This is a genomic window from Phocaeicola sp. RTP21359st1_B8_RTP21360_211022, from assembly GCF_040911965.1.
Classification (GTDB): domain Bacteria; phylum Bacteroidota; class Bacteroidia; order Bacteroidales; family Bacteroidaceae; genus Phocaeicola; species Phocaeicola vulgatus.
In genome coordinates this window covers 1-23,186 of the sequence record NZ_JBDFXP010000003.1, presented here as the reverse complement: position 1 = coordinate 23,186, position 23,186 = coordinate 1, and the positions used below count along the sequence as shown (strand labels likewise).

The 23,186-nt window shown below is 46.1% G+C and carries 13 protein-coding genes; 2 read left to right on the top strand and 11 right to left on the bottom strand.

Annotation, left to right across the window (positions count from 1 at the left end; all coding sequences use genetic code 11):
• Nucleotides 1-7 precede the first annotated feature (7 nt).
• The 5 genes from AB5062_RS01870 to AB5062_RS01850 all read right to left on the bottom strand — a co-directional run bounded on the left by AB5062_RS01870 (nt 8) and on the right by AB5062_RS01850 (nt 5,089).
• Nucleotides 8-403 carry a hypothetical protein gene (locus AB5062_RS01870; RefSeq protein WP_011965726.1) on the bottom strand — a complete coding sequence of 132 codons (396 nt, stop codon included), beginning with the start codon at nt 401-403 and terminating at the stop codon, nt 8-10.
• 221 nt (nt 404-624) lie between these two features.
• Nucleotides 625-1,485, bottom strand: coding sequence for an RNA polymerase sigma factor RpoD/SigA (locus AB5062_RS01865; protein ID WP_005843258.1), 861 nt, complete (start codon nt 1,483-1,485; stop codon nt 625-627).
• A gap of 239 nt (nt 1,486-1,724) precedes the next feature.
• Nucleotides 1,725-3,248: a Do family serine endopeptidase gene (locus AB5062_RS01860; RefSeq protein ID WP_005843252.1), complete on the bottom strand. Its 1,524-nt coding sequence runs from the start codon at nt 3,246-3,248 to the stop codon at nt 1,725-1,727.
• A gap of 321 nt (nt 3,249-3,569) precedes the next feature.
• Nucleotides 3,570-4,160 (bottom strand): DUF417 family protein, encoded by a 591-nt coding sequence (locus AB5062_RS01855; RefSeq protein ID WP_008667272.1) that lies wholly within the window; start codon nt 4,158-4,160, stop codon nt 3,570-3,572.
• A 92-nt stretch (nt 4,161-4,252) separates the two neighbouring features.
• Nucleotides 4,253-5,089: a helix-turn-helix domain-containing protein gene (locus AB5062_RS01850; RefSeq protein ID WP_074783081.1), complete on the bottom strand. Its 837-nt coding sequence runs from the start codon at nt 5,087-5,089 to the stop codon at nt 4,253-4,255.
• A gap of 337 nt (nt 5,090-5,426) precedes the next feature.
• On the opposite strand from AB5062_RS01850, the gene AB5062_RS01845 reads away from it, so the two are divergent.
• Nucleotides 5,427-8,564, top strand: a complete 3,138-nt coding sequence (locus tag AB5062_RS01845; RefSeq protein WP_228680456.1) for an ATP-binding protein — start codon at nt 5,427-5,429, stop codon at nt 8,562-8,564.
• A 155-nt stretch (nt 8,565-8,719) separates the two neighbouring features.
• Here AB5062_RS01845 and AB5062_RS01840 read toward each other — a convergent pair whose 3' ends face one another.
• The 5 genes from AB5062_RS01840 to AB5062_RS01820 all read right to left on the bottom strand — a co-directional run bounded on the left by AB5062_RS01840 (nt 8,720) and on the right by AB5062_RS01820 (nt 17,893).
• The gene (locus tag AB5062_RS01840; protein WP_155268258.1) at nt 8,720-8,893 is read right to left on the bottom strand and encodes a hypothetical protein; all 174 of its coding nucleotides are present in this window, start codon (nt 8,891-8,893) and stop codon (nt 8,720-8,722) included.
• A gap of 133 nt (nt 8,894-9,026) precedes the next feature.
• Nucleotides 9,027-10,367: a S9 family peptidase gene (locus AB5062_RS01835; RefSeq protein WP_032953596.1), complete on the bottom strand. Its 1,341-nt coding sequence runs from the start codon at nt 10,365-10,367 to the stop codon at nt 9,027-9,029.
• A gap of 8 nt (nt 10,368-10,375) precedes the next feature.
• Entirely contained in the window at nt 10,376-11,716 is a 1,341-nt protein-coding gene (locus AB5062_RS01830; protein ID WP_032953597.1) for a glycoside hydrolase family 28 protein, read from the bottom strand.
• A gap of 57 nt (nt 11,717-11,773) precedes the next feature.
• The gene (locus tag AB5062_RS01825) at nt 11,774-14,530 is read right to left on the bottom strand and encodes a glycoside hydrolase family 78 protein (protein ID WP_228680455.1); all 2,757 of its coding nucleotides are present in this window, start codon (nt 14,528-14,530) and stop codon (nt 11,774-11,776) included.
• Between the two features lie 51 nt (nt 14,531-14,581).
• Nucleotides 14,582-17,893, bottom strand: a complete 3,312-nt coding sequence (locus AB5062_RS01820; RefSeq protein WP_032953599.1) for a glycosyl hydrolase family 65 protein — start codon at nt 17,891-17,893, stop codon at nt 14,582-14,584.
• 319 nt (nt 17,894-18,212) lie between these two features.
• On the opposite strand from AB5062_RS01820, the gene AB5062_RS01815 reads away from it, so the two are divergent.
• Nucleotides 18,213-20,324: a KamA family radical SAM protein gene (locus AB5062_RS01815; RefSeq protein WP_032953600.1), complete on the top strand. Its 2,112-nt coding sequence runs from the start codon at nt 18,213-18,215 to the stop codon at nt 20,322-20,324.
• Nucleotides 20,325-20,412: 88 nt separating this feature from the next.
• Here AB5062_RS01815 and AB5062_RS01810 read toward each other — a convergent pair whose 3' ends face one another.
• Nucleotides 20,413-22,746, bottom strand: a complete 2,334-nt coding sequence (locus tag AB5062_RS01810; protein WP_032953601.1) for a TonB-dependent receptor — start codon at nt 22,744-22,746, stop codon at nt 20,413-20,415.
• Between the last annotated feature and the right edge of the window lie 440 nt (nt 22,747-23,186).

The window sequence follows — 23,186 nt, the reverse complement described above, 5'->3', positions numbered from 1 at the left end:
AAAAGGATTACTCTTCCGGTTTCTTGAACTTGAATGCATTGGGGTTCACTTCGCGAATCAGCAAGGTCTTTCCTTTTTGATACTTGGTCTTCATCTTGTTGATGGTCTTCTGCAGTTTCTTTCTGCTGTTCGAGAAATAAACAAAGCAAGTACGGTTCGTCAGCCCTTCCTCGTTTTCCAGATAATTTTTCAGCTGATAACTGTATTGTGAGCGTTCCGGCAACATCTTATTCTTATCCAGCCTCACACTGTCCAGCAACTGGATTTCCGTGAAATAAACCAATGAATCTGTAAACGATGCGGATACGCCTACTATATAAACAGATTTACTTCCTTTCAATGAGAATGCCGAGCATACCGTCAGTACCAATAATAAAGAGCACAGAATCTTTATGGATTTCATAATTCTAATTTTATAATTTTATTAGAGGACAAAAGTAGTTATTTACGGACAAATACGAAAAAGTAATAGATTAATTAACTATAATAATTTGCTGATGTGCCCATTACCATACGGCACATAGTGCAGCCGATAGGCATTATTGGTATATTATGAACAAAAGCACAAGACGGAAGCAACCTTCCATCTTGTGCTTTGTTTTCTTTTCGGAAACCGAATCTTTCTTACCCTAAATAAGACTTAAGCAGCTTGCTACGCGAATTTTGTCTCAATCTTCTAATGGCTTTCTCTTTAATCTGGCGTACGCGCTCACGAGTGAGGCCGAATTTATCGCCGATTTCTTCCAACGTCATTTCCTGCGTATTAATACCGAAAAACATCTGGATAATATCCTTCTCCCTTTCGGTCAGCGTAGAGAGTGCTCTATCAATTTCCCTCGCAAGTGACTCATTAACCAAGGAACGGTCTGCCATAGGCGAGTCGTCGTTCACAAGCACATCCAGCAAGCTGTTGTCTTCTCCTTCCACAAAAGGAGCGTCTACAGAAATGTGGCGTCCTGAAACCTTCAACGTGTCCGAGATTTTGTCTACAGGTATTTCCAGTTCATCGGCCAGTTCTTCCGGAGAAGGACGACGTTCGTTTTCCTGTTCGAATTTAGAGAAGGCTTTGCTGATCTTGTTCAACGAGCCTACCTGATTCAACGGCAAACGGACAATACGTGACTGTTCTGCCAATGCCTGGAGAATAGACTGACGAATCCACCATACGGCGTAACTGATAAACTTGAAGCCTCGGGTTTCATCGAACTTTTCGGCTGCTTTAATCAATCCCAGGTTGCCTTCATTAATCAAGTCAGGAAGACTTAACCCCTGATTTTGATACTGCTTGGCTACAGACACGACGAAACGCAAGTTGGCACGTGTCAGTTTTTCCAATGCTACCCGGTCGCCTTTACGGATACGCTGAGCGAGCTCTACCTCTTCCTCTACAGTAATCAGGTCTTCACGGCCTATTTCCTGTAAATACTTATCCAGAGATGCGCTCTCTCGGTTAGTGATACTTTTGGTAATCTTTAATTGTCTCATTCTCTATAAAACAAATTTGGGATGCAAATTTACAACATTAAATGGAATACATCCATTTTTGTTTGAAAAATATTAGCTAATAAATCAAAAAAGACTATCTTTGTCCTTCTTTTCCTAAATATTTTGCGAAAATAAGGTTATCAGTCCTGTTTGACTATAAAATCAGGATGCACGGAAGTAACCCTTACCGTGCATCCTCTAAACTTTACCTATTGAAACTTTCTACCTTAAAAATCTTCTTATTCCTGTGTCAAATCCACTGCATAGTTCGCACGTTTACCTGATGGGAACATACCACTCAGGAACAATACCTGATCCGGTGACTGGGTAGCAGCTTTCAGCACATCTTCCAAATCATTTACTGATTTGACAGGTTGTCCGTTTGCCTTCAGGATGATGAAGCCTTTACGGATACCGGCAGCCTTCATCTTACCGTCTGTCACACCTGTGACTTCCACACCATATCCCAAATTCAATTGTCTCTTCAATTCCTGAGGAACTTCACGGAATGCTGCGCCCAAGATATCCATGCCCGCACTCTTCACCACTTTCGTTGTTCCCTGTGCATTCTTCAAGGTCATCTCGATATCCTTTTCTTTCTTGTCACGCAACACCTTGACGGTTACTTTGTCACCCGGACGGTGTTTAGCCAACCCCTCCTGCAACTCTGCAAAGTTCTTCACACGTTTTCCGTCAATACCGATAATGACATCATCTACTTCCAAGTTGCCGGCCGCAGAACCTCCCTCAATTATCTCAGCAATCAACACACCGTCGGTGGCGCCCAGTTCCTTCACCTTCTTCTTGATTTCTTCCGGCATCATCTGCTGGTCATCATTAATCGGAGTACCCTTGATGCCCAATACCGCACGCTGAACGGTTCCATATTCTTTCAAGTCGGCTATAACTTTCGTCATAATACTGGTTGGAATAGCAAACCCATAACCCGAATAAGCTCCTGTAGGTGAATAAAGTACGGAATTGATACCTACCAGTTCACCCCTTGCATTCACCAATGCACCACCACTGTTGCCTTGGTTGATCGCAGCATCTGTCTGGATGAAAGATTCCACACCATTATTATATACCCCTAAAGAACGGGCTTTGGCACTCACAATACCGGCTGTTACCGTAGAAGTCATATTAAAGGGATTACCCACAGCCAATACCCACTCACCTACTTTCAAAGCCTCCGAATTGCCCACGGGAATCGTAGGAAGCTCATCCGCTTCAATTTTAACCAACGCTAAATCCGTGCTGGGGTCTGTGCCGATTACACGTCCCTTGTATTCACGTCCGTCATTCAGTTTGACACTGATCACATCAGCATTATCGATTACATGGTTATTCGTTACAATATATCCATCTTTCGAGATGATCACTCCGGAACCGAATCCCACTCTTTCAGGAGTCTGCACCTGACGCTGCTGACCGCCGCCTCTGCCATTTCCAAAAATATCACCAAAGAAATCATAGAACGGATCACGAACGGTAACCGTCTGAGTCTTTGATTCTTGAGTTGACTTTATATGAACTACTGCATGCACTGAATTTTCCGCTGCCTGAGTCAAATCCACCGGTTGCATTTGAGTGGCGTCCAACGCGGCGAGTCTTGTATTCGGATTTTGTTGGAACACATCATTAAAAGCCACGCTTTTGTTTGGCTCGGGTTTCAACATAGAATAAGCCGTTACTCCTGCTACACCTGCGCTGACTGCTACAATTGCTGCTGCGCCTAGTACCATTTTAGTTGCTTGTTTCATAACTTAATATCTATTAATTTGTTAATTTCAAGTTTGGTTTAACATTTATGACGCTAATGTAATGACAAATATTGTACGGTTGTACCGTTTGTCAGAGTTTTTTTTCCTCTTTTAACACAGACAGATAAGCACTTAACAGGGGTTAACCGCAGAATCTGCCAAATTTGCATTCATTATCAATAGCTGACAGACAGCAAGATGACACAGGATGCAACTTGCCTCATAGATAGTTATGTCTTGCAGGAAATACTTGCCTCTCGCCGGAATGCATCCATATACACCCCCTATAAAAGGGCATGTCCGTGACCGGTCTTTCCAACTTTACTTTTTCAACTGGTTCAATACCCTTCCCGCACTATCCGAAAGAACGACAACAGCTCCTGCCAGAATAGCAATATCCTTAATGACCAGACGACCGGCGCCCGTCAGCAAAGGGAATCCCTGTTCGCCACTTCCCAAATCGGGGACCCACACCTCGGGCGTTGTTACAAGGAAAGACAAAGTGCCCAATGTCATGACAATAGCCAGTCCGGCCCCCACCAAACCGGTTTTCGGAGAGAAGATGCCTAAAAACGTCAAGATACCGATCCCCATAATCAAAATACCCAATCCATGAGAGAACCCATAAGTATTGTTCTCTTCATGCCACAGGTGCTTCGTTTCATCGAGTTCGCCTTCTTTCAGCTTATATTCTTTATATTCAGGAGCGTCCTTGGTATAAAAGAAACTCATAAAGGGACTGTTCGCCACAAAAGGCACAATTCCTTCGGCTTCATAGTTCCAGAATTTCAGACCACCAATCCATACAAAAATTACAAGGATTGCCACACGGATAAGATTGATACCCAGTTTTTGGGCAGATGCTGCTATTGTTAAAAACGCAACAAACAGAGATTTTAATTTTGCCATCATTGCTTTCATTATTAAAAGATTTAACTTCCTGGTACAAAGGTCGGTGGTTTTCCCCCTCCGGTAAATGGCAATTTCCCCATATAGGTTGGCAATTATTCCCGCTTCTCTCTTTTCCGGTATTCCGAAAGGCTCTCCTTGTTCATTTTCTTAAAGAAACGGCTGAACGTAGCCAAATCCTCAAATCCCAGAATCTCACTGATTTCTTTCGCACTCTTACCCGTATAAAGCAACAAGCGCTTGGCTTCCGCATCCACGCGTTCATGAATGACACGCAAAGGAGAAGAAAGTCCGTAAAGGGAAAAGAGATTAGAAATAGTCTTGGGAGAACGGCACAACATATCAGCATAATCCTGTACTTGCTTCTTCTCCTTAAAATGACTGTCAACCAGTACATAAAACTGACGAATCACATCAAACATGTTCTCACGTCCCGGGTCCACATCAAACTTTTCACGGGCTATGCGGGTACAAGTGATAATGAAACGTTTCAGAATAATACGCAACATTTCTTCCTGCAAGTTGTCTTGTATTCCACACTCCCCCCTGAAAATATCGACAATACTGTCAAGACGGGCCGACTGGGAAGGCGAAAGCTTCAAACGCATGACACGGGAAGAACCGTTAAACAAGAATCCGTTACAAGACACCTCGCTGTCATGCCCGTAAATACAATAAAAGTTACTATTGAATAAAAAAGTGAGGTATTCACCGTCCACTCCCCTTATCTGCACATGATGCAAAGGAGTAAGCGAAATCATTTCCTCTTTTTCCAGATGCATCACCACATGATCCACTTCCACATCCAACGTTCCATGCCGCACCCATATAAATTTATAAAGACTCCTGTCACGCTGCAAAAAAGAGTTTTCATGGAAACAGGAAGTCATTGCTATATTTCCATTCAATTTAGTACGTAAGTGATATTCCATAACTACTTCTGATTAAGTGATGTTCCCCTACTTTTTCAAAAATAAGATGACGGGATAAATATAAGACTATTCCTTTATATAAAAAAGAAATAGAACAAAAGAATGACTTCCCCTCCCACTCCCTTTATCAGCATTCGCTCCCCACTGCCATATCGGCCGGCAGGAATTCCCATCCAATCATCTCCCATCTGCCTATACGAAAACTTTCCATCCCGTCCTGTTTCTTTTAATATTTGTTAAACATTTCCATTTCTTCGTCCACTCATTAATTTAATAGTACATTTGTTGCATCACAAGCATCATAGCTATATAACAAAAGAAGAGTAGGACATCAATAATGGACAGAAATCTTAAAAGAACGTGTGTAGCCCATATACAACGGTTACTGATATGTACCTGTATATTCACCCTCTTTGCAACCATCGGCAAAGCCTCCCATGTACAGGAAAACACCGAGGCGGGGAACTATATTCTGATTCTGAACAGCTACAACGAATCCTCTCCCTGGAGCAACAGCATCGCCACCCCCATTGTTCATAAAATAGCCAGAATAGAGAACATGGACGCTTACATAGAACATCTGAATCTTTTTATGGTAGGCGACTCCACTAAAATCGAGAGATTCTCAGAAATTCTTTCTTCGAAATACGGCTCCACCCCTCCCCGCCTGCTGGTATTCATTGGGAGCATGAGCCTGATTTTCAGAGAAGAGATTCAATCTTTATGGGGTAAAGTACCTGCCATTGTATGCGGAGCCGACCCCTATGTGTACCATGAGAAATTCTACAGGCAGAGAGATACAGTCACCCCCGAAGAAAAGACACACATGAGCGAATTGGCAGAAGAATTCAATTTCACCTACATGCACACCCCCATCTATCTGGAAGAAAACGTGCAACTGATGTGCAGGATGATTCCCGGTATGAAGAAACTGATTTTCCTGGGAGACGGCATCTACCCCAATCCGGAATATGACAAGCAACTGCGAGAGCTGATTAAAGACAAATACCCGCAAATGGATTACGAATACATCTCCTCGCGTACCAACAGTCTGCATCAGCTATATAACGCCGTGCGTAAAACAGACAAGACCACAGGCATTCTGGTATCCACCTGGTTCACCGAATCGTTCACTTCAAGCAATTTTCTGATTAATGCCTACAGAAGTATCGCCAGCATCTCCGCCCCTTTGTTCACCATCCGCTATGCAGGTATGGATGACGGCGGCATGGTAGGAGGATACATGTATAATGACCAAATCTTTACCAGGCAATTACTGAAAACGATAGACGAGATACTACATGGGAAGAAAGCCAGCGACATACCTTTTTATGAACCCAACGAAGCACACCCCGCATTCAACTACACAAGACTGGTAAATAAAGGACTCGATCCCGACCTATGCCCTGGTGACACCGTTTTCTATGACAAACCGGCCAACTTTCTGAACAAATATAAATGGATCATCCTAAGTGTACTCATTGCTTTTATACTGATGGCCGTGGCACAGCAAAAACGCATCCAAATGCTGAAAGCGCTGAGACGCGCCCAGCAAAATGAAATAGACACGAACACACAATATACCAATCTGATAGACAATATGCCTATCCTTTACATGAAAGAACAGGTAATATGGGACAAAGAAGGGAATATCGCAGACAGCATTTATATGGATGTCAACCGCTATTTCGAACGATGTTTCTTGCCCAAATCCGAGGTAATAGGGAAAAGAGCCTCTGAAATTTTCCCGGAGTCCTTGCCGGAATTCACCCATTTCATGGAACTCACCTTAAAAGAAAAGAAATCGATCACCTTCCCATATTATTTTAAGACCGTCAACATCTTCTATGATGTTGTCCTGAATTGCTCTACCGAACCGGACACAGTGGATGTGTTCTGCATGGACAGCACCGAACTGCACAATGCGCAGCAAATGCTGAGCGCCACGAACCATAAACTTTCCATGGCACTGGAAGTAGCCAACATCGTACCTTGGAAATGGAATTTGAAAGACCATACCATTTTATGCGACCTCAACCGCCCCATTGTCATGGCGGCCATGCCGGGAAGCATCAGCGAAGATCAGTTGAGCGTTTCGGACGAGCAATACTTCGCTAAAATCATTAAAGAAGACCGCCCACGCGTGATACAGGCCTACCGTGACCTGGCAGACGGGAAAATAGAGAAAGTAAAAGAGGAATACCGCGTGCTGGCCAATGACGGAACACAATGGAAAATAGACTGGATAGAAGCGCAGGCAGCTGTGGAAAGCAAAGACGAAAACGGAATGCCGCTCACTTTGGTAGGATCTTCCCTAGTCATAACTGAACGGAAGAAAATGGAAGACGAACTGCTTTCAGCCAAGGACCGCGCGGAAGAATCCAACCGGCTGAAGTCCGCTTTTCTTGCCAATATGAGCCACGAAATACGCACTCCGCTAAATGCTATCATCGGTTTCTCAAACATCCTTGCTGCTGCAGAAGAGGAACAGGAAAAGCAGGAATATATCAATATCATTGAAAGTAACAACACGTTGCTGCTGCAATTAATCAGCGACATACTGGACTTATCGAAAATAGAGGCCGGTACATTAGAGTTCAGCTATTGCAACATAGAACTGAATGATATTATTTCCGAGATAGAAAGTGTCACCCGTTATCGGACAGAGAGCAACGGCATTCAACTGATTGTACAGAAAGGACTTCCCTCCTGCCTCATAAGAACGGAAAAGAACCGTCTGATGCAGGTACTGAACAATTTACTGAACAACGCCAGCAAATTTACCTCACAAGGAAGCATCACCTTCGGCTACAAACTATGCGACAAAGAACTTTATTTCTATGTTAAAGATACCGGTTGCGGCATTCCAGCCGACAAAGTGAACTCCATATTCGGACGTTTCGTCAAACTGAACTCTTTTGTACAGGGTACAGGACTGGGGCTATCCATTTGCCAGACAATTGTAGAGCACATGGGAGGACGCATCGGTGTTGAGTCCGAGGAAGGAAAAGGATCCACTTTCTGGTTCACCATTCCCTACCAGCCTGCCGCTGCAGAGAACAAGAGAGAGGAAGAGCATCAACTCATTTCCGTGCAAAAAGACAAGCTGACCATTCTGATCGCCGAAGACAATGAGAGCAATTACCGGCTGTTTCAATCTATCTTGAAACGAGAATATAACCTGGTACATGCCTGGGATGGAAAAGAGGCGGTCAATTTGTATAAGCTCCATACCCCTCAGATAATTCTGATGGATATCAATATGCCGGTGATGGATGGCTATGAGGCCACCCGGGAAATACGAAAACTATCCTTGGATGTGCCTATCATTGCTGTTACCGCTTTCGCCTATGCCAGTGATGAACAACGGGCCATGGAAAACGGCTTCGACGGCTATATGGCCAAGCCCATCAGCGCCCCACAACTGAGACAACAGATTGCTGCCATATTACAGAAACGCATTATCTTGTTATAATCTCCGTTTTTTCCATTATACTCAGCCGAAATCCGACGTAGAGACCGATCTGACTCCGCAACTATAAACAAGAAAACGACCGAAAGCGCCACAAGGATGGGAAACTAAAGCTGATTATAACGTAAATGCGAAGTTAATTCATCACTTCAGCTCCATTAAGTCTTTTTTTCAGTACCATTAAAGCATTTCTTACGGTCACCTTTTACAGACTGCGACAGCAGTCCGTATGTTTCACTGCGGCAGACCGTACAGTCCACTGTAGCAGACTGTACGGTCCACTGCCGAAGACTATAGTAACAGTCCGCACAAAAAGACTTAACAGTCCGCATGACAAGGCCTGATATACCCGACAAAAAGTATTAATCCCCCATATCTAAAAAAAGTTCCCCCTTGCTCACCTTCACAGGCTATGCAAGAGGGAGATTCCATACTAACTCTTAACCTAATAAATAAACGACAAAATCACTCTTTATATCTTAAGGCTCCGGCAGGCAGTTTCTCACCTTTCTCACCAAAGCTCTTCAATGCGTCTTCCGGTTCAATGGTTACTTTACTTTCATCCAGCATGTTCCGGTCAAGGCCGAACACGTCTATAAAGAAATCATAAACCGCATTGCGCTTGTTCGGACCGAAATCATGGCGTTCTTGCGGCAAATGTACATTGCTCACCTTGTCCGTCGCACCGTAAAAACCGTAGATGTGTTGCAAGTAAGGATATTCCAAACGGGGAACCGTGGCTGTCCAGTCTCCTCCGTCGGAAACCACCAGCATGGGACGCGGGGCAAACAGGGCAGCCAGCTCCGCATTGCAAGTTCCTCCACCTGCCAACTGGATGGGCTTGCCACTTTCACACGGGCAACCGCCATCAAAATGAGAAGCCAGACTGACCACAGGGGCGGCAGCTGTAAAACGGTCGTCCAGGACGGTAAGCAACACCGTCTGCGTTCCTCCGCCGGAACCACCGTTCACGCCGATGCGTGCAGGGTCTATATCTTTACGGTTTGCCAGCATATCATCCAGTATCAGCAATCCGTTCATGGCCTGAATGGTGTGCGCGTCATCGGTATGGTGCGCTTCCGCACCTACCTGCAAGGCGGATTCCCCCCAACCATACAGGTCATAATCCACGCAGACAGCCCCCATACGTGCCAGTGTCGCCATGCGCTGCTGCTGGTCTTTGCGGTAGCGTCCCTGTCCAAAATGACCATTGGGGCAGATAATCAGTGCATGTTTGCCTTTGGTGCGGGGGGCATAGACTGAACCGCAGACATAAAGTCCCGGCAAGGTTTCCAATGCAAAGTTCTGCACGGTATAGCCATCAAATTTGCGTATTTTAGAAAGAACAGGCTTTGCATACTTCACTGTTTTCCTCAGCATATCATCCAGTCCCAGACGTTGGCGCACCTCTTTGCGGAGAATCTCCCTGCGCTGTTCCCATTGACTTTTATCACTATATAAACCACTAAGGTATGCCAGCATTTTTTCTCCGTCGGCATCCGTGCGGCGGGCGTATTCGTAAGGTTTCAACTTATATACCTTGTCACTTTGCTTTACGAATTTATAATCGAAGGGGGAAAGCACATTGGTCAGCGTTTCCTCCAATGAATAAGGCCGGATACGGAAATCGGCATACGGAAGCACACGCCCCACCGTATCCACGTCATATTTCAAGCGGACCTGGAAACGGGCGGCAACGTCATTCAGCACATCGGATAACGGACGTGCGAACCGGGTTTCATAAGTTTGTGCAGATGCAGCGGAAAAAGAGAGTGCCGCCATGCACCATAATAGTTGTTTCTTCATCGGGAAGTCTATTTTATTTCTTTACCATCCACATACACATCATCCAGCACCAAGTCCTTGCAGTCTTCAAAGACACAGCGTTGCTTGGCATTCTGAATATACACATCACGCATCACAATACCGGTAATAGGCGCTTCGGGCAGGCCTACCACCATAATGGGGGTATTCACATCACGGACCGTCACACCCGACACATAGATATTGCGAAATTCCGGAGTACGGTCACTCTTCGGTTCGGCAGGCATCTTGCTATATTTCAGATTGAGGACGATAGCCTCTTTCTTGATGTTACGCATCACAATATTGCTTACCCGGATATCTTCTACAATGCCTCCGCGGCCACGGGTGGATTTCAGACGAATCCCCCGGTCGGTTCCATCAAAGATACAATTGCTGATGGTTACTTTCTTCACCCCTCCGCTCATCTCGCTGCCGATAACCACACCACCGTGTCCGCTCAACATGGTACAATTGGTAATCGTGATATTCTCGCAAGGAACGCCCAGTTTACGTGCTTGCAGGTCACGTCCGGATTTGATGGTGATGCAGTCGTCGCCTACCGAAATGTGGCAGTCGCTGATGTGTACGTTCTTACAAGACTCAGGGTTGATGCCGTCCGTATTGGGGGAAGGCACATTGTGGATGGTAATGCCTTTAATGGTCACATTATCGCAAAACTCAGGATTTACGGTCCAGAAGGGAGAGTTGATAATCTTCACGCCCTCTATCCGTACATTCTTGCAACGGATGGGATGTATGAAAGGGGGACGGAAGAAGCGACGGTCCAATGTGCCGTGCCAGTCTTCGTTGGTTTCGGCGTAAAGGACTTTCAGGTCGTTTTCCTTCTCGAACATGGGCTGGTACTTGTTGATGTTTCTCTTGCCGTTGTCCCGAAGGTCTACAAGGACGCGGAAAAATTCCGTCCACCATGCTTTGCCCTGTCCGTCCAGTGTCCCTTCACCCTTGATGGTGATGTTCTCTGCATCCACGGCATAAATCAGCGGTTGGAAACTTTTCATCATGATTCCCTCATGGCGCACTTCCACATAAGGGAGGAAGTCGTCAAAGTTCTCCGAGAATTTCAAGGTGGCTCCTGCTTCCAGTTCCAGAGTGATGTTACTTTTCATGTGGATGGAACCGGTGAGATAAGTTCCTGCGGGGAAAAAGAGGGTTCCTCCACCATGGGCGTTCAGGCGGTCGATGGTGGAATTAATCAATGCTGTGTTCAGCTTCCTGCCTTGCACATCGGCACCTGCCTGCTGCATATCCACACGCTCCGCATGCAGAAAAGACAGACAGCAAACACATAGTAACAGACTTAAAAAGGTACGTTTATTCATATTGTTCATTAGTTGATTTTAGTTTTACCAAATACCCTCAGGGGGCTTTTCCTATGAAAACCGCGTTTATTTCTTAAAAGAATAAGTTCCGCTTTCCACTATCTTCGGCTCTTTTTCATCGGGAAGGAATACGCGTGCCGTACACCCTACAGGTATCGTTACTTTTAATGTAAAGACTCCATTCTCGCGGGTCCAGTCTACCGCTACTTTTCCGTACAAGGTTTGGGTAGAGGCACGGACGTATGTCAAATCGCCTACCGGACGGGGACGTATTTCTATTTCCTTCATTCCCGGTTTTCCCTCAACGGTGCGGATACCCGCCAGCGAGTTGAAGAACCATTCATCAATCTGCCCCATCATAAAATGATTCCACGAAGAACCTTGCCGCGGGTCCCATTGCTCGGTCAGCGTGGTAGCTCCGAATTTCAGCTGGAAACCATAGCCGGGTGCTTCTTCATGGTTGTGCATGGTGTACATCAGTTCATTCAACCCGTTACGCGCCAAAGTCTGGAACAGATAACGGTTACCCACATCACCGGTGGTCAGCCGGTTGCCGTGGCGTTTTATATCCGCTACCAGATTATCAAGCACCGCCTGTCTGTCATCGGCGGGAACCATTCCCAGGAACAAAGGCAAGGCATTGCTGCACTGGCTTCCCGTACCATACTGACGAGTGTCCTTGTGATAAAACTCCCGATGGAATGCTTTATTAATTTCTTCACCCAAATGAGTGTAATATGCTACATCATACCTATTATCCAGCATACGTGCCGCCTCCACCAGATAGCGAACAACCATATAATAATGGGCGGTAGCTACTAAAGGAACAGGCGTATTACGCGAGAAACCGGCCCGGAAATCTCCATAATCATACCAGTCACCCAATCCGAAAGAAACAATTCCATTGTCGGCACGGGTAGTGAGGTAATCAATGTAACGGCGCATTCCGTTATAATATTTTCTGATCAATGAATCATCCCCATACGTCTCATAATACATGAAGGGTAATACCACGAAGGTACATCCCCATTCGGGAGATTCGGCAAAAGCATCCATACCGGGGCCCTCGAACACCACATATTCCGGAGCAGTGGTAGGAACCGCGCCATTGGCATGCTGTGCATCGGCTATGTTCTGAAGAGTCTGAGGAACAAAGCCTGTCAAATCATAATTGTAAAGCAAACCGGGACCGCATAAATGATCCTGTTCCAGCCAGCCCAGTTTCTCGCGATGAGGACAATCGGTAAACACGGACTGCATATTGCTTCGCACCGCCTTCTCTATCAGCCGATGGGCCTCATTGAATATACGATTGGAACATTGGAATGTGGATACCTTAGGAGCCGAGTTATAAACAAAGCACGACTGTATCTTCTGGATCACCGGAAGACGGTGGGGATTCTTCTGCCCTTTCAGCACAGCGCCTTCCACCTGAATATACCGGAAACCATAGTAAGAAAAACGAGGATGCCAAGTTTCCACTCCTTCCCCTTTCAGGGTATATTCATAATAATGTTGTCTGCCGGTCTGACGCTGATTGCAAGCTCCTTCGTCCGTCAGGGATTCGGATACAAGCAGAGTTATTTTCTGCCCTTTCTTTCCACGGACGGTAATTTCGGGGAAACCGGCCAGGTTCTGTCCCATATCCAGCACAAAGGCAGACGGGTCCACCGTCCGTTTGGTTGACTTGCAGGCGGCTGTTATCTGTTCAGCGGTGAGCTTGGTCACTTTCCGGATATCATAACGCTCCATGATCTTTACCGGTTGCGCTATCTGCGGACGAAGCACCCCTTTGGGGGCTTCCTGAATCACGACAGGATGCCAATCCTGCTCTTTAAAACCGAACATGTTCCAGCCTTTCTGCTCACGGCGGGCGTCATAATCTTCTCCGCCATAGATGCAATTGAACAGTACGGGACTGAAATCGTACTTCCAGTCCTTTCCGGAAACAATCGTTTCACTGGTTCCGTCTTCATAATTCACCACCATTCGGAAACGAAGCGTGGGGGCGCCGAAACTGATTTGCAATTTACGATAGCGGCCGCCTTGCACATTGTAAAATCCATTTCCCAGCAGGACTCCGATGGCGTTACCTCCTTTCTTCACTTGCGAGGTGACATCATAAGTATTATAATAGACACTTTTGTCATAGTCGCTCCAAAGAGGGGCAAATTCGCTGTCTCCCACTTTTTCTCCATTCAGCGAAAACTCGTAAAAGCCCAAGCCACATACATACGCCGTGGCGTCTTTCACTTTCTTTGCCACATGGAACTCACGGCGCAGATAAATACTTTTCTTTGCCAAAGTATCCACAGCAGCCCAGGCGGCCTTTGCCTCAGGCTTTTTCAGTTCACTGCCATGATATTTCCGGCCTTCGGGTATGCGGGCATCCTTACGGGTAATAGCCCCAATCCATTCACTGCCGGCGAAAGCCGCTTCGGAAGTCAGGATACTGAAATCAGAGGAGGCACTCCATGCCGAAGGCGTATCAGCCTCATCCCAGACACGGACACGCCAAGTATAATGCCTGTCCTTCTCCAAAGCCGCATCCGCACAGGAAACCAACTGGCTTTGAGCAGATTTTACTTTACCGCTGTTCCAGACTACTTTTCCTGCCCATACATCCCGAATCTCTATCTCATAAGCAGTCTGCCGCGTGCCATTTTCCGGCGAACTCATCTGCCATCCCAAACGAGGGGCATCAGAGGTGGTCACTCTTCCTTCGCGCATCTCACACGTCAGACGGGTAACAGTTATGTCCTTCGCCTGCACGGCGAAAGACATAACTAACAAAGCGGCTATTAAGATTTTTCTGTAATTCATTTTTCTTTCAACAGTCTGTTTATTATCTTAAGACATCCCCTTTATTCAAAATTATAGCACATTCTCACAAAGGACACGGGTCAATGTATCGGAGTGTCCCACTTCCTTTCCATCCACATAGATATGCAGACCTTTTCCACGCTGGTAACGGCTGCCGTCCTTATCCCACAAAATAGTGAGGTTACGGCCATGATACAACACATTATCCAAACAGAAATAATCCCATTTTCCTTCGGGAATCAACGGATTCACCTCCACTGTGTTATCCATGCGCGGACGGAGCCCTATCAAACCGGTAATCATCAAATCATTAAAAGTAGAATGATTGTAATAACGGCTGCGTTCCTGATCTCCTTTCAACCAATAACCGGTCACCTCATCCAGATACTCACCTATGTAGGGGCGGCCACGGTGATGCTGCGACTCCACATAGCGTTCCATGTGATGGAAATACACGCTGTCTGTCAATACAGTCTGAGGATAATTATTCATAAAATTGGCCATTGCCGTCAAAGTCTGTGCAGATGCAAACGGCCAGATAGCCCCATCCCATTCACACTTACCTACGCCATGCGTGCGGAACTCAGGATGACGGCGCTCGGCAGTGGTAAGTCCGTAAGGTGCGGAAAAACCTTTCTCGTCCATCACTTCCTTCCATGCCACAGTGTATTTGGAAGAAGCATCCGGCAAATTGAAATACCAAGGGATATAGCCGATAGCCTCGCGTACCTCGGCGGACGCATCTCCACGCATCGTTTCAAAGAAATGATGGTCTGTGTTCCACAACTTATCCTGTACCAATGTTTTAATGGAATCGGCTTTCAATCCATATTTCATGGCCATGCCCTCATCTCCTGTCATGATGCCGATAAGAGAGAGTGCTTTGGCATTGCCATACATATAACTGTTGATAGTGGGACGGGCATATTGCTTACGACGGCCTCCGCTGATGGATTCTTCCATACCATCCTGCACATCTCCCTGCCAATAAAGTCCATTGGGCAGGCGGTTTGTCTTTTCCCAACGGGCATATTCCGCTTCCAAGTCTTTTACCATATCCAACAAGAACTCCTTGTTTCCATCGACCATGTAACGTCCCAGTATCGCATCCGCATTCCACGAGCTGAACTTGGTCATTTTAGCCATCGGGCCTCCTTCGTTACCCCGATACCAAGTATGGATAATCTGATTCAAGTATTCCGGATTACGCAACCAGCGGCTCTCATAAATATGATGACCGATGGCACAAGCTATCAGATTGTATTTATCGGCATACGAACGGTTTACCAGAAATTCGGTCATACCATAGCCCACCGGAGTTTCCTTGATGTGCTTGCGCAGCGTCCACCAACGATAATAATACATTTCTTCGAAGTTCTTTTGAGAGCACTCGAAAAGAGGAATGTTTTCTTCCATCCATTGAGATGCACGGGCATTGGGAATAGCCTGGGCTATATTCTCATCCTCCATGCTGTTGAAATAATCCACATAGGGCTTGAAATCCTTATATTTCAAGAAGGCTGCACCGGCATCCTTATCAGCAGAAGCCGTCTTGAAATGGGCTATACGATAAGTGCACAAAGGTTCTTGCTCACCTGCATTCGGCAGAATACCATACCAGTCCGCCGGAGTATCCACCGTAGGATAAGTCCGTTGCGCTCCGGTGCGGAACATCACTCTCTCGATGGCCGGAACGGGTGCAAAGAACATACGTTGCCCCACTTTCTTTCCATCCACATAGACAATTACCATGCGGTTGGCAACAGAAAGCTCCACTTCTACCTTATACGTCTTGCCTGGTTCATACTTCAACAAATTACCAAACCGCGCACCTCCTTTGGCACGGAAAAGTCCATCGGGAGTCAGTTCCAGACGGGAACAGGCAATGCCGTTTTCATCCAGAAATTCTATCTGCAAAAGTCCTTTATCGTTCTGTTCCGCCATCAGTTCGAAAGATACTTTCAGTTCTTTTGTAGCAGGTATCTTACGCTCCACACGGGCATAATCGAATAAGTCCTTGTCTTGCAGCACCAGCCATTTTCCATCCAGTGATACGGGAGCCCACTGCAAGGAATACAAATTCCAGTCGGTCAGTTCGCTCAAATCTTTGTAGCCGGCAAAATCGTCGTCAGCATGCTCGCTGGCGTGTGCGCGGACAGGCACAGGAATATGAGACACCCACATATCCTCTTTATTCATACTGTAAGTCACCCATAAATCACCATCGGGAGGAGTCCCGTTACCTTCCTGAATACCCCGTACATACTGAGGACCGAATGATTTATAATTACCTCCGTAACGCATCGGTGTAATCTCGCCGTGCACCAGGTTCAAGGTCGTATATTCCAGCCCGTCCTTACTGAGCGAGATAGCCAGCGGCCAACGGAACTCGGAAGGATTATACACCGTGGCGTATGTACCGTCACTCAAACGCTGCCCCCAAATCTTCGCATTACTGTTTACAAAACCTTTCGCACGTTCCACCGGTTGCGCCCATGTGTTCCCGCCATCCTCGCTGATGGAAGTCAGGGCATGTTTCCACAGGCTTACCAAACGGCCGTCGGGCAAGGTATAGTCACAATACGCTTTGTATTCTTTGTGTAAAGGAATCAACGGGTCATTGCGGTCGGCTTCCTCCACCCACTGCATACGGTAGCGGGGATTATCCAGAATCTCCTGACAGGCTTTTACAAACTCCTTGTCTTTACTCCGTTTAAAATAAGGATAAGAGGTATTCTTTTCATTGAACGCATGGTTATAATAAATGAAATAAATGGGGCCGAAGGAACCGTCCTTTTTAATTTCGCGAACCACACGGCCTATTCCGTTCCCGTCATTCGGGTCATCTTTCTTGTCCAGCGCCACACCATAGTTTCCCATGGCTATCAGTCTGCCGCTCTTTGACACATAAAAGCCTACACGCTGATGCATGATGGCATCCAGATCTTTCGCCTTGTCTGTGCGTCCGGGCTTGGTATAGCCATCGGGAACCCGGTAGATAGGGAAAAGGGTCACCGGGTTTGTCCAGTGATAACCGTCTTTCGAGGTCATCAGGAAAGTTTGTGAGGGAGGAATATGCTCGTCCGAAGGATCGGAAAGATAATGCATATAGAATTGTCCGTTCCAATAAGCCAACATGGACTGATGATTGTATGTCCATCCATTGCCGTTATCGGGTGCAGGGTGTTCCCGGTTGGCACGCATCACCTGAATATTGTGTACCCCTACCACGGGTGACAATTGCCCGTCATGACAGGTAGGGTTAGACAGCTCCGTGCCTGTATAGTGTACTCTATCTTGCGCCGATACCGAAAGTGCCAGCGAACAGGCTGCTGCAAAGGTAAAAAGTTGTTTCAGTTCCATTTATTTACTTCTATGTTGTTTTTCCATTTATTAAAATGAGGTTTCTCTTCAGCTTGATTGACCTGCAAACAAGCAAAGCTCTACAAAACTACGAATTTCTTCGTTTCCCGATAAAAGCTCCGGGCTTTAAAAAAAGACGAAAGCACAAAGCAAATGTACTCTATAAAATAATGCTATTTATAAAAAGCGTCTTTTTGTTAATGAATTTGCATAAAAGAAGCTTTTTTACTATCTTAGCAGCATGAAGTTAACAGTTTGATAACTTTTCTACGAGAAATATGTTATTTATAGTATTCACTTTCTTAACAACCGTTTGCTTATGAAACAAAAGAATAAGATGTTATCCACCCATGGCATTAAAACACTATTCGAAACCCGATTAACCCAACTCACTTCATTAGCTTCAGAAAGCCAGGATGAAACAGCTTTCAAGAATAAGCTGAACGATTATCTATTATCCGGTCCTATTTACAATCCTGCTGCCGCAAGGCAAATTAAAAGACTGATAGATAACGATGGAAAAACCATTTACGAAGCCTCTACAGAACAGGAGATTAAAATAGAAACCATCTCACTGCTTTGGAAGTTTTTAACGAATCGTATCATCAATGAAGAGATTTCCGTTGATTTATGGATTGACCTGTATCACCAGTTCGACCGGCTTTATCACGAAGAAGAGGAGCTACCTGATGAAAAACAAGTGCAACAGTGGATGAAACGCTGGCCCAGCGGACTGAATGAGGATGTCCGGGCTATCCGCCGACAAAACAAAGAACGTATCATCTCCCTTCTTATCCAGAAAATAGAAAACAGACACGCACCTTCCAGCCGCTACCTTTTTCCTGAAGGAAGCACGGAAGAGGACAAACGCCGGCTGGTCTGTCAATGGTGGAACGAAGCCCGTTTTCATCTGGCAATGGCCGTAAAAAGCCCTACCGAACTGAACCGGATGCTAGGCAACTCCCTGTCCGAAGAAACCTTGCAGCTTTATCACAAAGCACGCAAGAAAGGAATGCCTGTCTTCATCACCCCTTATTATTTGTCATTATTGAATCCTACCGGAAAAGGATATGATGACGAAGCCATACGCAGCTATATCTTGTACTCTTCCCAATTGGTAGAAACTTACGGTAACATCCACGCATGGGAAAAAGAAGATGCAGTAGAGGACGGAAAGCCCAACGCTGCCGGATGGCTGCTGCCGGACGGACACAACATTCACCGCCGTTATCCCGATGTGGCCATTCTTATCCCCGACTCGATGGGACGTGCCTGCGGCGGCCTATGTGCATCCTGCCAGCGCATGTACGACTTTCAAAGTGAACGTCTGAACTTCAACTTCGAGGAATTGAAGCCGAAAGAGAGCTGGGACAAGAGGTTGAGAAAACTGATGGAATATTTCGAGAACGACACTCAGCTCAGGGATATCCTGATTACGGGAGGCGATGCATTGATGAGCCAGAACAAGACCTTGCGCAATATACTGGAAGCCGTCTACAAAATGGCTGTCCGCAAACGGAACGCAAACCTGCAACGCGCCGAAGGAGAGAAATATGCGGAACTGCAACGAGTACGCTTGGGCAGCCGGCTCCCGGTATATCTGCCCATGCGAATCAATGACGAGCTATTGGAAATCTTACGCGAGTTCAAAGAAAAGGCATCTGCCGTAGGAGTCAGCCAATTTCTGATTCAAACGCATTTCCAGACTCCGCTGGAAGTAACACCCGAAGCGCGTGAAGCTATCCGCAAGATACTGGCAGCCGGGTGGACTATCACCAACCAGTTAGTATATAATGTGGCGGCTTCCCGTCGCGGACACACCGCCAAGCTGCGCAAAGTATTGAATGGGCTGGGTGTACTATGCTATTACACCTTCTCGGTAAAAGGATTTGAGGAGAATTATGCCGTATTTGCACCTAACAGCCGCTCCTTGCAGGAGAAAGAAGAGGAAAAGGTATGGGGAAAACTCTCCGCAGAGCAAGAAAAGGAGTTTTTGAACCTGTTGAGAAACAGTAAAGACCGTGCGGCAGCCGTACAGCGTTTCTGCACCTTCCATCAGATTCCTTTCGTAGCAACAGACCGCAGCGTACTGAACCTGCCGGGTATAGGCAAGAGCATGACTTTCGTAACTATCGGTATGACAAAAGAGGGAAAACGGATACTGGAATTTGACCATGACCCAACCCGCCAGCATAGTCCGATTATTCATCAGATGGAAAAAATATACATCAAGGAAAACAAGTCTATCTGGCAATATATGCTGCAATTGCAGGAAATGGGCGAGAAGAAAGAAGAATATGCCAGTCTGTGGAAATATATGGAAGGAGAAACAGAACACCGCTTCCCCTTATATAATTATCCCGATCCGGGATTCCGGATTACAGAAAAGTATAGTCACTTGTCAGTAGTTGGTAATAAATCAATCTGCTAATTTGTCAATGTGACAATGTGCTAATGTGCCATGTGGAACAAAGCGTAACCCATTGACATATTAGCACATTGACAAATCAGCAGATTATTCAATTCGTAATCTTGATCCCCACAAAATACGTTCTAGGCTGTGTAGGCCCATAGAAATAACCCGAGTCACGATAACCACCTTTGTCCAAATCCTTTTGGAAAGCATTAAAGATATTCTGCACTCCACCGTTCAATTGCAACTTGATATGGTCATTCAATACAAACGTATAATTCAGTTTCACATTCAAATCAAAGAAATCAGGAGTATGCACCATTTCATCTTTAGCGATATATTGTCCTATATATTCCTCGGGCAATTCTGTCGGTGCGAAATGTGGCACATGCATCCGGCCTGTGTACACACCGGACAAGGAGCAGTCGAAATTCTTGAACGGAGCAGATGTCAATGTGAAATAACCATAATAGTCAGGAGTACGGGGCATCCGCTTCACCGGCGCTACCTCAGGATTCTCACTCCATGCCTCCAGCTCAGTATATTCGCTGCGCTGCACCGTGAAGCCCACCTGTAAAGCCGCATCACGTCCATGTGCAATCTTTCCGTCCAGATTCACGCCATACACACGTGCCCCGTTACCGTTACGACGCTCCTTCACCTTGTTACCATTCTCGTCATGGCCCATATCCTCCAGTACAAACACGTCATCCAATCCGGTATAGAACCCTTCCAACAGCAAATTAGTCTGGAAATGACCGATATTTGCCGTCCAGTCAATGGAGCCGCTGATACTGTTCGAATGCTCAGGCTTCAGCCCTTCCGCCAACTTGATAAGCACGCCCTCACCTCCTACTGCCGTAACGTGCAAGTCTTCATCATAAGCCTGCGGCGCACGGAAACCGGTGGACCAGGTGATGCGCGCCTGTAGTTTGTCACTGGGCTTATAGAGCAGGTTCAGACGGGGGCTGAAGATGGGATTGTCAATCAGGTTATGGTCATCCAGACGGAAGCCGGCCAGGAATACAAACTGATTCATTTTCCATTCGTTCTGCACAAAAGCGCTGGCAATGCGCACATCCTGTCTCATATCACGGTGATAACCGGTCATAACATCGTGCAGGGAGTTGTTCTGATACTCCAGCCCGGCGGTAAAAGTAGCAGGAGAGAATAAAACTTTCTCAAAATTACCCACATACATGCCGCCTGCCACCCAAGTCAGATCTTTCGTCTTTCCGTATGCATTCGCATCCTGTTGCGCACCATAATAACTGTTACGGTCGGTATGCTGGATGGAAGAATAGAAAGAAAGCTTATGCTTGTATTCTTTCCAAAACAGATCATAACTCAATCCGCCACTATTGATAACGTGCTTGGTCTGTTCGGTGATATCCGTTTCGTGCGGCTGCAAATCAAATTTATTCCCTCCGCGGCGGAACTCATTCGTGGTATGATATTCCAGACTGATACGGCTGAACTGCGTAGGACGGTAATAGGTGCGCAGCCCGAACGTATTCATATTCAGCTTTCCCAACTCCGAGAAACCGTCCCCGTCCGCATCATACGGATTACGGTTCCGATAAGACTGATACAAAGCGATGCCATACGTATTGTCTTTTGACACCAAAGAGGCGTTGGCTCCCATATACTGTTCCCACACCTTGCCGTTCATATTGGACATTGTTGAAGAAACCTGAAATGAATTGTTGATGGGGTCTTTCGTGATGATATTGATGGTTCCGCCCACTGCATTAGCACCAAACAAGGCCGACCCTCCTCCGCGGACAACCTCTACACGCTCTATCATATTCACCGGAATCTGCTCCAAGCCATACACACCGGACAGAGCACTGACTACCGGACGACTATTGATAAGAATCTGAGAATAAGGTCCTTCCAGCCCATTGATACGCACTTGAGGGAAGCCGCAGTTCTGGCAGTTGTTCTCCACACGCAACCCCGACTGGTAATTCAAGGATTTAGCCAAATCGGTAGAATTCACCGATTCGAACAGCTTGGCATTCATCACATTGACTACCACCGGAGCCACCTTGCGACTTGTCTCATTGCGATTGGCCGATACGACTACCTCGTCCGTCATAATACTTTCGTCACTCATCAAAAAATGAACATCTACCGTGAAGTCGTTACTGACGGTCACTTTCTTTTCCTGTGTCTCATAGCCCAGTAGCTGAACCCTCAATGTGTACTTTCCTGCCGGAACCTTCTTGAAACGGAACTCCCCGTCCTCGTTACTCACCGTACCTTCCCCGGTTTCCACAATCAATATGGTAGCATACGGAAGGCTGTTCTCCGTGCCTTTTTCCACTACATGACCTGAAATCACATTTCCTTCCTTCACAGGATTTACATCTTCTGCATACGCATGGATACCCGCACCCATCACCATGAGCACGAGTAACAGAATATATTGTTTCATCTATTTTTTCTATTACTAAAATGTTTCGGTTTATTCAATTAAAGAATGTGTGCAGCTCTACGGCAAAAGCACATCCGCATCTGTTGAACGGATTATCCGAATGTATCCCGTCAACAGATATACCTTATGTTTCAGCAATAAAAAGGAGGAGCGCGCAAATGGATACATTGCGCACAAAGCGCTTTCGCGCGGAAAGTATTTGTCTTGTATTCCAAAACATACAACACAGGGCGGAATACAGTCATCTCTGTCTGCCCCCCGGGCTCCAGAGTCTGGATAGTGCTCAGATGAGCAATTGAGATTACCTGTCCTGTGGTATGCGTATGGTGTTTTTCGGACGAAGGATGAGAGTGCACAATCATCGAAGGTGTGTCGTAATACACGATGCGCCTTCTTTTTTTTCATTGACTATAAAAATCGACTCATTTTTTTAAGCTGCG

Coding starts and splice junctions, on each gene's coding strand:
- AB5062_RS01870 (WP_011965726.1), bottom strand. CDS start 403: ATGAAATCCATAAAGATTCTGTGCTCTTTATTATTGGTACTGACGGTA.
- AB5062_RS01865 (WP_005843258.1), bottom strand. CDS start 1,485: ATGAGACAATTAAAGATTACCAAAAGTATCACTAACCGAGAGAGCGCA.
- AB5062_RS01860 (WP_005843252.1), bottom strand. CDS start 3,248: ATGAAACAAGCAACTAAAATGGTACTAGGCGCAGCAGCAATTGTAGCA.
- AB5062_RS01855 (WP_008667272.1), bottom strand. CDS start 4,160: ATGATGGCAAAATTAAAATCTCTGTTTGTTGCGTTTTTAACAATAGCA.
- AB5062_RS01850 (WP_074783081.1), bottom strand. CDS start 5,089: ATGGAATATCACTTACGTACTAAATTGAATGGAAATATAGCAATGACT.
- AB5062_RS01845 (WP_228680456.1), top strand. CDS start 5,427: ATGGACAGAAATCTTAAAAGAACGTGTGTAGCCCATATACAACGGTTA.
- AB5062_RS01840 (WP_155268258.1), bottom strand. CDS start 8,893: ATGCGGACTGTTAAGTCTTTTTGTGCGGACTGTTACTATAGTCTTCGG.
- AB5062_RS01835 (WP_032953596.1), bottom strand. CDS start 10,367: ATGAAGAAACAACTATTATGGTGCATGGCGGCACTCTCTTTTTCCGCT.
- AB5062_RS01830 (WP_032953597.1), bottom strand. CDS start 11,716: ATGAACAATATGAATAAACGTACCTTTTTAAGTCTGTTACTATGTGTT.
- AB5062_RS01825 (WP_228680455.1), bottom strand. CDS start 14,530: ATGAATTACAGAAAAATCTTAATAGCCGCTTTGTTAGTTATGTCTTTC.
- AB5062_RS01820 (WP_032953599.1), bottom strand. CDS start 17,893: ATGGAACTGAAACAACTTTTTACCTTTGCAGCAGCCTGTTCGCTGGCA.
- AB5062_RS01815 (WP_032953600.1), top strand. CDS start 18,213: ATGAAACAAAAGAATAAGATGTTATCCACCCATGGCATTAAAACACTA.
- AB5062_RS01810 (WP_032953601.1), bottom strand. CDS start 22,746: ATGAAACAATATATTCTGTTACTCGTGCTCATGGTGATGGGTGCGGGT.